The sequence below is a fragment of the Serratia sp. LACPHL-BACT-2024-00286 genome (assembly GCF_043109535.1).
GTDB classification, from domain to species: domain Bacteria; phylum Pseudomonadota; class Gammaproteobacteria; order Enterobacterales; family Enterobacteriaceae; genus Serratia; species Serratia sarumanii.
In genome coordinates this window covers 1131566-1144550 of the sequence record NZ_JBICNA010000001.1, presented here as the reverse complement: position 1 = coordinate 1144550, position 12985 = coordinate 1131566, and the positions used below count along the sequence as shown (strand labels likewise).

11 protein-coding genes are annotated in these 12985 nt (G+C 61.0%); 4 read left to right on the top strand and 7 right to left on the bottom strand.

Translation table 11 applies throughout. The features are described from left to right. Positions 1–45: 45 nt before the first annotated feature. The 7 genes from ACF8MC_RS05385 to yebS form a co-directional block, all read right to left on the bottom strand. Complete coding sequence (locus tag ACF8MC_RS05385) at positions 46–810, bottom strand: molecular chaperone (protein WP_033653896.1); 765 nt, start codon at positions 808–810, stop codon at positions 46–48. A 24-nt stretch (positions 811–834) separates the two neighbouring features. Next, on the bottom strand, positions 835–1389 hold the full coding sequence (locus tag ACF8MC_RS05380; RefSeq protein ID WP_033646335.1) for a spore coat U domain-containing protein: 555 nt from the start codon (positions 1387–1389) through the stop codon (positions 835–837). Beyond that, positions 1389–1892, bottom strand: coding sequence for a spore coat U domain-containing protein (locus ACF8MC_RS05375; protein ID WP_071998115.1), 504 nt, complete (start codon positions 1890–1892; stop codon positions 1389–1391). Before ACF8MC_RS05375 ends, ACF8MC_RS05380 begins: the two co-directional genes overlap by 1 nt. A 2-nt stretch (positions 1893–1894) precedes the next feature. Next, positions 1895–2434, bottom strand: a complete 540-nt coding sequence (locus ACF8MC_RS05370; protein ID WP_033638282.1) for a spore coat U domain-containing protein — start codon at positions 2432–2434, stop codon at positions 1895–1897. Positions 2435–2708: 274 nt separating this feature from the next. Then, a complete protein-coding gene (gene rsmF / locus ACF8MC_RS05365; RefSeq protein WP_033653899.1) occupies positions 2709–4145 on the bottom strand; it encodes a 16S rRNA (cytosine(1407)-C(5))-methyltransferase RsmF in 1437 nt (478 codons plus the stop codon). 101 nt (positions 4146–4246) lie between these two features. Then, positions 4247–6877, bottom strand: a complete 2631-nt coding sequence (locus ACF8MC_RS05360) for a PqiB family protein (RefSeq protein WP_164105101.1) — start codon at positions 6875–6877, stop codon at positions 4247–4249. Next, complete coding sequence (yebS, locus tag ACF8MC_RS05355; RefSeq protein WP_164105102.1) at positions 6846–8093, bottom strand: membrane integrity lipid transport subunit YebS; 1248 nt, start codon at positions 8091–8093, stop codon at positions 6846–6848. Before yebS ends, ACF8MC_RS05360 begins: the two co-directional genes overlap by 32 nt. A gap of 255 nt (positions 8094–8348) precedes the next feature. Between yebS and ACF8MC_RS05350 the strand changes: the two genes are divergently transcribed. The 4 genes from ACF8MC_RS05350 (at position 8349) to htpX (ending at position 12910) form a co-directional block, all read left to right on the top strand. Continuing rightward, positions 8349–8846: a GAF domain-containing protein gene (locus ACF8MC_RS05350; RefSeq protein ID WP_033638286.1), complete on the top strand. Its 498-nt coding sequence runs from the start codon at positions 8349–8351 to the stop codon at positions 8844–8846. A 96-nt stretch (positions 8847–8942) separates the two neighbouring features. Next, positions 8943–9653, top strand: a complete 711-nt coding sequence (gene proQ, locus ACF8MC_RS05345) for an RNA chaperone ProQ (RefSeq protein WP_033638287.1) — start codon at positions 8943–8945, stop codon at positions 9651–9653. 19 nt (positions 9654–9672) lie between these two features. Continuing rightward, complete coding sequence (gene prc / locus ACF8MC_RS05340; protein ID WP_033638289.1) at positions 9673–11721, top strand: carboxy terminal-processing peptidase; 2049 nt, start codon at positions 9673–9675, stop codon at positions 11719–11721. 310 nt (positions 11722–12031) lie between these two features. After that, positions 12032–12910 carry a protease HtpX gene (gene htpX / locus ACF8MC_RS05335; RefSeq protein WP_033638291.1) on the top strand — a complete coding sequence of 293 codons (879 nt, stop codon included), beginning with the start codon at positions 12032–12034 and terminating at the stop codon, positions 12908–12910. The last annotated feature ends 75 nt before the right edge of the window (positions 12911–12985 follow it).

Sequence of the window (12985 nt, the reverse complement as noted above, 5' to 3'; positions counted from 1 at the left end):
CTGAAACGCCGCGTCGATAGCCTCCCTGTCGGCTGCACCTGGGCCTCAATAAGACGGAATGGCTACGGGCTGTTTGTTGTCATTGACCGTGGCCATCAGTTTGCCGCTGCTGAAACCGCCGGCGGGCGGCAAGGCGAAGCGCATTTGCGAACCGGGCAGCACGTATCCCATCAGGCCGGGATTCAGGCTGCGGCCTTGCAGCGTCACTTTCGACATGCGGGCATGCACTGCGCCTTGATTTCGCACCTCCAGCCAGCGTTCGCTGCTTTGCTGCTGTAGACGATAGCTGAGCTGAGGTTGGCTGGCGGTCGCGTAATCGCGCGGTTTTTCGCTGTCCTGTTTGGTCCAAATGCCCTTGCCGCTGACGAACAGCGGCACCGAGTAGCGCATCTGGAATTTCAGCCCCATCTCCGCACCGCCGGGGGCGGCGCCCGACGATTGTTCTTTCACCGGCACTTCATCGACCAAAATGCGGTAGGCGCGCTCCTGTCCCGCCGCCGGGGCCGACTGTTTGATCAGGCGTATCAGCTGGCGTTTGCCTGGCGCGATCGACGCCACCGGCGGGCTGGCGATCACGTCGCTTTGGTTGCTGTAATCGTCTTTGCCGGCGGTTTGCCGCCAACCCAACACGCGAATTTGCATATAGACCGGTTTGCTGTCGCGATTTTCCAGCCACAGCGCGGTGGCCTGTTGTTGATCTTCAATCACCGGATCGATCGGCCAAATGAGAATGGAGGCCGCGGCCAGGGCGTGCTGCTGGCTTGCCAGGAGCAGGGCTGCCGTTAACGGCAGGCGGAAGGGTATGCGCATAACTCATCCTTATTGCAAAAAAACTTAATAAGTGACCGTCAACAAGACCGTATCGCTGTAAACGCCACTGGTGGGCAGGGTACTGGTCGAAAACAGACGGGCGTAAACCTTGATTTCTTGCGTGCTGCCGGTGGCGGCGACGGTCTGCGCCGCACCGCCGTTGGCGCCATCCCCCCAAAGGGTGGCGTAGTTGCTGTCTTGATAAAGTTGATACAGCAGCGTTTCCGACGTGGCGGCGTTTTGTAATTTTCTGCCGCCGGCGATGGATCCGGTCACATGATTGCCGACGCCGAGGGCCAGCGTAACGCTCAGCCCCGGGTTGCAGCGAAACAGCACCGAACCGGCGCCGCTGCTGGAGACGACGCTGACCGCGTTGCTCAGCGAGGACAGCTGGCCGAAGTTCAGGGTGCCGAAGGTGGTCACGTCGCTGACGCCGCTGCCTAATACGCAGCCTTTTACCACGGTTGCATTGACGGTGAACGGCTGGCTTTTGGTCAAGTCGTTGACGCCGGTATCGCTTTGAGCCGGGGAAAGCGGCAGGCAGAACAGCAAACCGCAAATGGAAGCGCGCATCGTCATTACCAATTGATCGTGACCTGTACCGTGTCGGTGTAGCTGCCTGTCGGGGGCGTGGACTGCGCCGGAATCATGCCATAGACCGGCAGCCAGTTGTCCGAACCGTTGGCGGTTTGTGACACGCCCGTCAGATTGTCCCAAATGGTGCTGTGGGCGGCGTTGGTGTACAGGTTGTAATTCACCCGTTGGCCGGCCGCGCTTTGCAGGTAGCGGGCAGCGGTATTGCCGCTTTGCCCGCCGCCAAGCAGAACGCTGTAGCTGGTGCCGTTGGTGCATTTCACCCGAATGGCGCCGGCGTTTTGCTGCCCGGCGACGCTGGTGGCGGTGCTGAGAAAATACAGCGTGCCGAAATTCAGCGTGCCGAAGCTGACGTTGCCGCCTGAGCTGCTGCCGGCTTCACAGGCGCTGAGCAAGGTCGCGCTGACGCCGAGGGTCGCCGTTTTACTGTCGGCCTGCGCCAACAGGCTGCACGCCCATAATCCTCCGCAGCAAAGTGCGAGCCGCACCGTTACCAGGTAACCGTCATCGTGACGGTGTCGTTATAGGTGTCCGCCGCTGGGGTAGAACCGGCCGCCGGCACGCGGCCATACACGATCAGCGGAACGGCGGCGCCGGTGCCGGTGCCGGTCAGCGCGTTGGCGCCGCTGCCCCAGGCGGTGGTGCGCGCGGCATCCTGGTAAAGGTTATAGCTGATGAATGCGCCTGCCGTGCTGGCCATGCGGCGTTGGGTGCCTGACGTGACGTGGAGCCCGTTGTCCAGCGCCACCGTGTAGTCTGTGCCGGTGGTGCAGGTCAATGACAGCGTACCGGCCCCCCCTGCGCCGGTGGCGCTGGCGTCGATGATGTTGGCCAGTGAAGAGTAAGTGCCGAAGCTGATGGAGCCGAAGTCGTTGACGGAACCGCTGCTGTTGCCGCCACCCACGACGCAACCGGCGCCGATGGTCAGCGTCACGCCTAGCGTGCCTTGAATGGTGCCTGCTGCGTTAGCCGCGCCGTTGGCGCACAGCAGGGTTGCTACCGAGGTCAATGCCATCAGAGTTTTTTTCATCTTATATTCCTTGCCGTATGAGAGAAAGCCCGCAAAGACGCCACCCAGAGGTGGGTTGAACGTATTCATTTAGCTGCACTTTAATTAATAGAATAAGAATCGGGAATTGTCTTGATGAAAGCGAGAAACTTTTTATTCCCATCCCCCGGCTGACGGGGCTTACAGGTGAGGTATACCGATAAATTGAAATGATTAGAATAATAACGAACGGTGATGGGAATATTATTAGCGTTATTTTATCGCCGGGGCGTTTAATTCCCCGGCGCGGTATCGTTTACAGGTGGAAATCCAGCGCGCCGTCGCGCACCAGCTCGCGCGGCAGGTTGTTCTTGATACGGCTGCCGATGCGCTTGGCGATGCCCAGCGGCTGCCCCTGGTAGGTGACGATGCATTCATCGCCCGCCGGCGGCAGTTCCGGGTAGAGATCGCGGCCGTGATACCACTCCTGCGCCAGCGCGGCGTCCAGCTCGAAATGCGCTTTGCCGCCGGTGCCGGCCAGCGCGATCGCCGCCTCGTGCTGCCAGCGGAAACCTTTAGGGAAACGCTCCGCCAGTTTGAGGCCGATGCGCGAGAAGCGAACCTTGCCGAACAGCGGTTCCAGCTCGGCCGGGAACAACCAGATCTCTTTGTCGCGCTCCCACAGCCGGCCGTCATCGCCCCAGGTTAAGCCGGATGCGGCGGCGGCTTGGGCGACCTGCGCCGCTTCTTTGCCGGACAGCGGGCTGAACGGGAATTTACCGACTTTGTAGGTCGGCTTCGGCAACGGCGCCACGGCGCGCCGTTTGCGCAGGCGGGCGACGAAAAAGCCTTCGCTGTCGTAAATCTGCGGGAAGACGTGCAGGAAACCTTCGGCGGTCAGCGCCTTGTTGGCGCCGGGGAACAGCTCGCCCAGCGGCTCGATGCTGACCGCGTCGCCGTAGGTGTCCAGCAGCCAGCGCACCACCTGCTGATTTTCCTGCGCATTGAGCGTGCAGGTGGAGTAAACCATCACGCCGCCCGGCGCCAGCGCATGAAACGCGCTGTCGATCAGTTCGCGTTGGGTGGCGGCGATCTCGGCCACGCTCTGTGGCGACCAGTTGCTCATGGCGTCCGGATCCTTGCGCACCACGCCTTCGCCGGAGCAGGGGGCGTCGAGCAGAATGGCGTCGAAGCTCTCCGGCAGCGCGGCGCCGAACACCCGGCCGTCGAAGTGGGTCAGCGCGGTGTTCTTCACGCCGCAGCGGCTGATATTGGCGTGCAGCACTTTCACCCGGCTGGCGGAGTATTCGTTGGCGACGATCCCGCCCTGATTGCCCATCAGCGCGGCGATCTGGGTGGTTTTGGATCCCGGCGCCGCCGCCACGTCCAGCACCCGAGTCGGCGCCGCGCCGCCCGCGAACAGCGCGCTGACCGGCAGCATCGAACTGGCTTCCTGAATGTAGAACAGGCCGCTCAGGTGTTCGGCGGCGCTGCCCAGGCGCAGCTCTTCATCGTCGCGCTCGATCCAGAACCCTTCCGCGCACCAGGGAATGGGCTCCAGTCGCCAGTCGTAATCCTGCACCAGCGCCAGGAAGTCGGCGACGCTGATTTTCAGCGTATTGACGCGCAGGCTGCGGCGCAGCGGGCGCTGGCAAGCGGCGATAAAATCGTCCATCGCCAGCTCGGCGGGCATGATGGCGCGGGTGGCATCAAGGAAAGCGGGGGGCAGAAAAACGGCGGTGGATTTGGCCACGGGCGAACTCTCAGGGTGCAATAAAGATAAGGGCGAGAGTTTATCACAAAGCGGAAAAAAACAGGGCCTGGCATCGCCGGGCCCTGAGGAAAATGCGAAATTTAATCGCGCGGAATGGCGGTGCCCCAGGTTTTCCAGTCCTTAGGCTCTTCCGGATTCAGCAGGAAGTGTTTGTTCGGCGTGGCTTTCGGCGCCAGCGGAATGGTCGGCGGCGTGGCGAAGGCGATACCGCCGCGGATGAACTGCTGGAAGGTGCCGCTCTTGATCACGCCGCCGGTCAGGCCGAACTGCAGGTTGTAACCCGAAGCCAGCCAGAACACGCTGTTGTTGCGCACCAGATGCTGATATTTCTTGCTGATGCGCAGCGCGACGTGCACCCGATCGGACATGGCGCCAAGGTAGAAGCCGGTGATGGTACCGACCTCTACGCCGCGGAACAGCACCGGCGTGCCGATCTGCAGCGAGCCGGTTTCGGCGGCGTCGAGCACTACGCTCAGGCCGTCGAGATAGCGTGAGTCGGTGATGCTGGCCTGCTGCAGCTCGAAGGTGCGCAGCTCGCGGCCGCGCCCCGGCTCCACGTTGATATAAGGCTGGAGCAGGGTATCGAGATTGCTGACGCCGGCGGCGGAGATCTCCGGCGAAACGATCGAGAAGCGGCTGCCCAGGCGCGCGAAAGTGTGCACATATTCCGGATACAGCACCGCTTTGGCCAACACTTCGTTGCGCTCCGGCGCCAGCTGCAGCGACTCCACCTGGCCGACGTCGATACCGAGGTAGCGCAGCGGCATGCCCGCCGACAGCTTGCTGGCGTCGTAGGTTCGCAGCATGATTTGGCTGCCCACCGCGCGGGCGGCGGTTTCGCTGGCGTACAGCACGCGGTTGGCGCCCTTGTTGAGCGTCACGCCCTGCAGGTTGTCGAAGCTGATGGCGCCTTTCAGCGCGCGGTTAAGCGGCGAAGCCTGCACCGTCAGCCCGCTGCCGTTGAGCTGCACCTTGGCGCCGCCTTCGGCCCAAAAGATGCTTTCGCGGGTCAGCAGCTTGCGGTATTCCGGGCTGATGTAGACGTCCACCTCAAACTCGTTGGCCTTCGGCCGAACGTTGACGATCTCGCCCACCTGGAATTTGCGGTACAGCACCACCGAACCGGCCTGCACATCCGGCAGGCTGGTGGCGCTGAGGGTCAGGGTGGTGGAAGGGGCGTTGCCGACGATGCCTTCCTCGGCTTTTTCGCTGTTGGCGTACAGCGGGTATTGGCCGCCCGGTTCCCCCTTGCTGCCGGGAATAATGCGCACGCCGCCGTCCACCCATTCTTGGGCGCTGGCGCCGAGCACTTCCATGCCGTCGATGCCCAGCTTGACGTCGAGCCGGCTGTTGACCACGAATTTGCTGTCTTTGTGCAGCAGGCCGCGATACTGCGCGTCGATGGCGGCGGTGAACACCACGCCGCCGGCGGTCAGGGTGCGGCTCAGGATCTGGCCGACTTTCACGCCGTGCACCACCAGCGGTTGCCCGACGTCGATGCCGTAGCTTTGCGGCGCATTCAGCGTGACGATCAGCACGCCAGGCTGCTGCAACAGCGTTTCGCTGCTGTCCAGCACGTTGAAGCGCTGCTGCGGCTCACCTTCGCCCGGCACCAGCTCCAGCGTGGTGCCGGTCAGCAGTTGGCTGAGCTTGGCGTCGTTGAGGCTGATGCGCGGGCTGCGCATCACGATGCGGGTGCCGCTGCGCATCAGATCGACCACCGAAGGATCGATGGTCAGTTCACCGACCACTTTGCTGTCCTGTTGCAACGTCAGCTTGGTCAGGGTGCCGACCTGCAGCCCCTGGTACATCAGCGGCGTGCGGTTTTCACTCAGGCTGTTGCCGCTCGGCAGATCCAGCAGGATATTGACGCCGCGCTGGCTGTGGGCCAGATCCGGATACAGGGTATAGCTCTGATCGCCCTTGGCCTGCTGGCCATCGGCCGGCGAATCGAAGGCGATGGCGCCGTTGACCAGCGCCGCCAGGCTCTCCATTTGCACCGTCGCGCCGGACAGGCTGAAATCGCCCTTGAAACCGGAGACATTCCAGAAGCGGCTGTTGCTCTTCACCAGGTTGGCGAAACGGCGGTCGATCAGTACGTCGATGGTCACGCCCTTGTTACCTTCGCTGATGGTGTAGTCATACACCTTGCCGACCGGGATTTTACGGTAGTAGACCAGCGAGCCGCTGTTGAGCGAGCCGAGATCGTCGGCGTGCAGGTGGATCATCAGCTCGCCGGTGTTCAGGCGGTATTTCGGCTGGGTATCGAGCGCGGTGAAGTGAGTTTGCTCCTTGCCGCTGCCGGGCATCATGCCGATATAGTTGCCGCCGACCAGCGCATCGAGCCCGGAGACCCCGGCCAGCGAGGCTTTGGGCGTCACCAGCCAGAACTGAGTGCCTTCGCGCAGCGAGTCTTCCAGATCGCTTTTGATGCTGGCCTCCACCACGATGCTGCGCAAATCTTTGCTCAGGCTGATTTTCTGCACCGTGCCGACCTCTACGCCCTGATAGCGTACCGGCGTGCGGCCGGCGACGATGCCCGCCGCCGATTGGAAATCGATGGTGACGGTGGTGCCGCGCTCCTGGAAATTGTTATAGACCAGCCACCCGGCGATCAGCAGGGCGATGAACGGCAGTAACCAGAACGGTGAAATGCGGCGCTTGTTCTTGACCCGCGCTTCAGTCGGTGTAGTCGGCGTTTCCTGTTGCATGTGCATCCCAAATCAATCGGCTATCCAGCCACTCAACGGCAAGAATAGTCAAAATGACCGCCGAGCCAAAGTAAAACGCGGCCGGTCCCATAGTAAAAGATAACAGCTGGTCGCGGTTTACCAGCGACATCATCAAGGCGATAACGAACAGATCGAGCATCGACCAGCGGCCGATCCAGGCGACCAGACGCAGCAGACGAATGCGCGTCTTCAGGCTGTGCGAGGTTTTGAAGTGAATGCTGAACAACAGCGTGATCAGCACGATCACTTTGGTAAAGGGCACCAGCACGCTGGCGATGAACACAATGGCGGCGATCGGCACGTTGCCGGAGGTGGCCAGCGAGACCACGCCGGAGAATATGGTGTCTTCGAGGCGCACGCCGTTGGCGTAAATGATGGAAATCGGCAGCAGGTTGGCCGGTATCAACAGGATCATCGCCGCGATCAGCGCCGCCCAGGTTTTCTGCAGGCTGTAAGGCTGGCGGTGGCACATCGGCACGTGGCAGCGCGGGCAGCGGCCGCGCGCGTCGGGGTAGCCGGTATAGTGGCAGGACAGGCAAATGTGCAGCGCCGCCGGCGGGCCTTTCGGCTGTTCCTGCGGATAGTAACGCTCCCACAGCTGCTCCAGGTTGGCGTGGATCAGCGTCAGGATGCTGAGCAGGGTGAGCGACAGGTAGGCGATCAGCGCGCTGCCCGCCTGGATGTCGGCGTAATCCTGCACCTTGATCGCCGCCACCGCCATGCCGATCAGATAGATGTCCAGCATCACCCACTCTTTGAGCCGCTCCAGCATCAGCAGCACCGGCCGCAGGTTCATGCCGAGCGCGTGGCCGAAGCGCAGGTACAGCAACGACAGCGCCAGCGTCAGCGGGGCGCCGATGGTGCAGAACGCCACCATGCTGGCGGTAAGCGGGTCGCCCTGACGGCTCATCTGCCAGATGCCTTCCAGCAAACTGGCATCGATGCGCGTGCCGAGCAGGCGGATGCTGATCAGCGGTTCGGTGAAGGCGAACGGCATCAGCAGCAGCATGGCGATCGCCATGGCGGTCAGGCGCGTCATCGACCAGTCGCGGCCGTTCACCATCTTGGCGTTGCAGCGCGGGCAATAGGCGGCCTGGTTGCCGCTGAGCGGCGGCAGCACGAACAGCAGATCGCACTCGCAGCAGCGCTGGTGGCGCCCTTTGGAAAGGGGGGCGGTGATCGCGTGTATTTTCATCTTTGACAAGTCGCTGCCCTTGAGCCCGCCGGAACTGTCAGCGTAGCTGAAAAATAAACCGGCCGCGTCACTGGCGATCGGGCGCCGGACGGTAAAACGAGGTAAACCGGGATTCTGAGCGGCAAACATACCCCGAGCGACAGGGTTTTGTGAAGCAACAGATGATTAACCTTGTGGCTATACGCATTTAATGCTTATTTTATAGGGCCTAAGCTTTGGGCTTCTGGCCATCTTCACTGTTTCAATGGTTATCACATGACAAAAGAACAATTCTACGCGGAATTAAAACGTGACCTGAGCGCGTTGCTCGGCGGGGAAACCAACTTTATCGCGGCGTTGTCCAACGCCAGCGCGTTGCTCAACGAGCGTCTGGATGACGTGAACTGGGTCGGTTTCTATCTGATGGATGGCGGCCAGCTGGTGCTGGGGCCGTTCCAGGGCAAGATCGCCTGCGTGCGTATTCCGGTGGGCAAGGGCGTGTGCGGCACGGCGGTGGCGGAAAATCGCGTGCAGCGCGTCGGCGACGTACATGCGTTCCCGGGCCATATCGCCTGCGATGCGGCCAGCAACGCGGAAATCGTGCTGCCGCTGGCGGTTGGCGGCCGAGCGATCGGCGTTTTGGATATCGACAGCACGGTTTATCAACGCTTCGACGAACAGGACGAAGCGGGCCTGAAAGCCGTGGTGGCGGGGCTTTGTGAGCAACTGGAACAGTGCGACAGTGCGAAATACGTGACTGTGGCGGCAAGTTGATCGACGGTTAACGTGGCAATTACCGATGGCGTCATTATAATGACGCCTGTTCATGCCTGTGGCTTGTTGGCAATACCGTTGTAATCAGGAAATTTCATGGAAAATCAACCTAAGTTGAACTCTAGTAAAGAAGTCATTGCTTTTCTTGCCGAGCGTTTTCCGCTCTGCTTTAGCGCCGAAGGCGAAGCTCGTCCGCTGAAAATCGGTATTTTTCAGGATTTGGTAGAGCGCGTGCAGGGGGAAGAGAATCTCAGCAAAACGCAATTGCGTTCTGCCCTGCGCCTGTACACCTCAAGCTGGCGTTACCTGTACGGCGTCAAAGTCGGCGCGCAGCGCGTCGATCTGGACGGCAATCCGTGCGGTGAACTGGAGCAGCAGCATGTCGATCATGCTCGCCAGCAGCTTGAAGAAGCCAAAGCGCGCGTTCAGGCACAGCGTGCCGAACAAAACGCCAAAAAACGTGAAGCCGCCGGTGAATCCGCCGATGCCGCGCCACGCCGTCCGCGCCCAGCCGGTAAAAAGCCCGCTGCACGTCGCGAAGGCGGAGCCGCGCCGGAGAACCGCAAGCCGCGCCCACAAACTCGCCCACAGCCAGCTCGTCAACCTCGTGCAGCAAAAGAGGAAAACCAGCCGCGTTATGCGCCAGTCACGGATATCTCTAAACTGCAAATTGGCCAGGAAATCAAAGTCAGAGCAGGCAAGAGCGCGATGGATGCTACCGTACTCGAAATCGCTAAAGATGGCGTACGTGTGCAGCTCTCTTCCGGTCTGGCGATGATTGTGCGCGCAGAACACTTGCAGTTCTGATACGGAGGCCAACCCAGGCATGAACAAATTCGTCAGATTAACAGCGATTGCAGGGCTGCTGTGGGCGGGTGTCAGTTACGGCGCGGAAACAGCCAACATCCGCATCGGCCAACTGCCTCAACTGCAACAGGAACCTCAGCACGCTACGGTGAGTGAGCGCGTCACCTCGCGCTTCACTCGCTCTCATTACCGCCAGTTCGCCCTCGACGCGGAGTTTTCAGGCAAGATCTTCGATCGCTACCTGAACATGCTGGACTACAGCCATAACGTGTTGCTGGCCTCCGACGTGGCGCAGTTCGCCGGCAAACGCAATCAGGTGGGCGAAGAGCTGAAAACCGGCAAGCTGGACACCTTCTACGCGCTGTTCAATCTGGCGCAGAAACGCCGCTTTGAGCGTTACACCTATGCGTTGTCGTTGCTGGACAAGCCGATGAACTTTACCGGCAACGGCACTATCGATCTCGACCGCAGCAAAGCGCCGTGGCCGAAAGACAAGGCAGAGCTGGATAGCCTGTGGGATGCGAAAGTCACCTATGACGAGCTGAATCTCAAGCTGACCGGCAAGACCGACAAAGAAATCCGCGACACGCTGACCAAGCGCTATCAGTTCGCCATCAAGCGCCTGACGCAAAGCAACAGCGAGGACGTCTTCCAGCTGGCGATGAATGCCTTTGCGCATGAAATCGACCCGCACACCAACTATCTGTCTCCGCGCAACACCGAGCAGTTCAACACCGAAATGAGCCTGTCGCTGGAAGGCATCGGCGCGGTGCTGCAGATGGATGACGACTACACCCTGATCAACTCGATGGTGCCGGGCGGCCCGGCGGCGAAGAGCAAGGCGATCACCGTGGGCGATCGTATCGTCGGCGTCGGCCAGGCCGGCAAACCGATGGTGGACGTGATCGGCTGGCGCCTGGACGACGTGGTGTCGTTGATCAAAGGGCCGAAAGGCAGCAAGGTGCGCCTGGAGATCCTGCCGGCCGGCAAGGGCACCAAAACCCGCGTGGTCACCCTGACCCGCGAGCGCATCCGCCTGGAAGACCGCGCGGTGAAAATGACCATCAAGACCGTCGGCAAAGAGAAGGTGGCGGTGTTCGACATCCCCGGTTTCTACGTCGGTCTGACCGATGACGTGAAAGTGCAGCTGCAGAAGATGGCCAAGCAGAACGTCAAGAGCGTGATCATCGATCTGCGCACCAACGGCGGCGGCGCGCTGACCGAAGCGGTGTCGCTGTCCGGCCTGTTCATTCCGAGCGGCCCGGTGGTGCAGGTGCGCGACAACAACGGCAAAGTGCGTGAAGACGCCGACACCGACGGCGTGACCTACTACAAAGGCCCGCTGGTGGTGCTGGTCGATCGCTTCAGCGCCTCCGCCTCCGAGATCTTCGCGGCGGCGATGCAGGATTACGGCCGTGCGCTGATCGTCGGCGAGCCGACCTTCGGTAAAGGCACCGTGCAGCAGTACCGTTCGCTGAACCGCATCTACGATCAGATGCTGCGCCCTGAGTGGCCGGCGCTGGGGTCGGTACAGTACACCATTCAGAAGTTCTACCGCGTCAACGGCGGCAGCACCCAGCGCAAAGGGGTGACCCCGGACATTCTGATGCCGACCGGCGTCGATCCGGCGGAAACCGGCGAAGCGTTTGAAGACAACGCCATGCCGTGGGACAGCATCAATGCGGCGACCTACAGCAAGACCGGCGATATGGCGCCGTTCGAGCCGGAGCTGCTGAAAGATCACCAGCAGCGCATCGCGCAGAATCCGGAGTTCCAGTACATCGCGCAGGATATCGCGCATTACAAGGCGCTGAAGGATAAACGCAACATCGTGTCCCTCAATCTGGCGGTGCGCGAGAAAGAGAACCACGACGACGATGCGACCCGTCTGAAACGCATCAACGAGCGCCTGGAACGTGCGGGCAAGAAGCCGCTGAAATCGCTCGACGATCTGCCGAAGGATTACCAGGAACCGGATCCGTACCTGGATGAAACCGTGCATATCGCGCTGGAGCTGGCTCATCTGGAAAAAGATCGGCCCGCTCAGCAGCCAACGCCGGCCAAATAAGGCCGCGTCCGGCAGGATGAAAAACGCACCCTCGGGTGCGTTTTTTTATAGTGACGCGAAAGCCTGCTTCCCTGCCGGGGGAATGGGGGCGGGCTTATGCGTCGCCTGACAAATTTATGGCAAAAAACCCCTCCGCCTTGCGCAACAATCGTTTACAATTTGCCAAATCCCGGTCGCGCGCCGTTTTTGTAAAGTTTCGTATTTTTAGTAGGTTAATGACGCGCGACTCTTGAAACTGTGACGAATGCCCATACGATCTAGGGTATCTTCGACAGCGTTTTGTTAACATTTATGAGGAAGTAAACATTTTATGATGCGTATAGCTCTGTTCCTGCTCACCAACCTGGCGGTGATGTTGGTTTTCGGGCTGGTGCTCAGCCTGACAGGAATCCAATCCAGTAGCGTTCAGGGCCTGATGATCATGGCCGGTCTGTTCGGCTTCGGCGGCGCTTTCGTGTCGTTGCTGATGTCCAAGTGGATGGCGCTGCGCTCCGTCGGCGGGGAAGTGATTGAACAACCGCGTAACGAAACCGAAAACTGGCTGCTGGAAACGGTGCGCCGTCAGTCGCAGCAGGCGGGCATCGCCATGCCGCAGGTCGCTATCTACCACGCGCCGGACATCAACGCCTTCGCCACCGGCGCGCGCCGTGACGCTTCGCTGGTCGCCGTCAGCACCGGCCTGCTGCAGAGCATGAGCCGCGATGAAGCGGAAGCGGTCATCGCGCACGAAATCAGCCACGTCGCCAACGGCGATATGGTGACCATGACCCTGATTCAGGGCATCGTGAACACCTTCGTCATCTTCATTTCGCGCCTGATCGCGCAGGTTGCCGCCGGCTTCCTGGGCAACCGCGACGGTGAAGGGGAAGGCAACGGCAACCCGATGATTTATTTCGCGGTGTCGATGGTGCTGGAACTGGTGTTCGGCATCCTGGCAAGCATCATCACCATGTGGTTCTCGCGTCACCGCGAGTTCTACGCCGACGCCGGCTCCGCCAAGCTGGTGGGCCGCGAGAAGATGATCGCCGCCTTGCAGCGCCTGAAAACCAGCTACGAGCCGCAGGAAGCGGGCAGCATGATGGCGTTCTGCATCAACGGCAAATCCAAGTCGTTCAGCGAGCTGTTCATGTCGCACCCGCCGCTCGACAAGCGCATCGAAGCGCTGCGTTCCGGCCAGTACCTGAAGTAATCGGCTGAATGAAAGGAAAAACCCCGGCTCGCCGGGGTTTTTTTACGGCATGACGAAATCGCTTTTTCAGGAGGA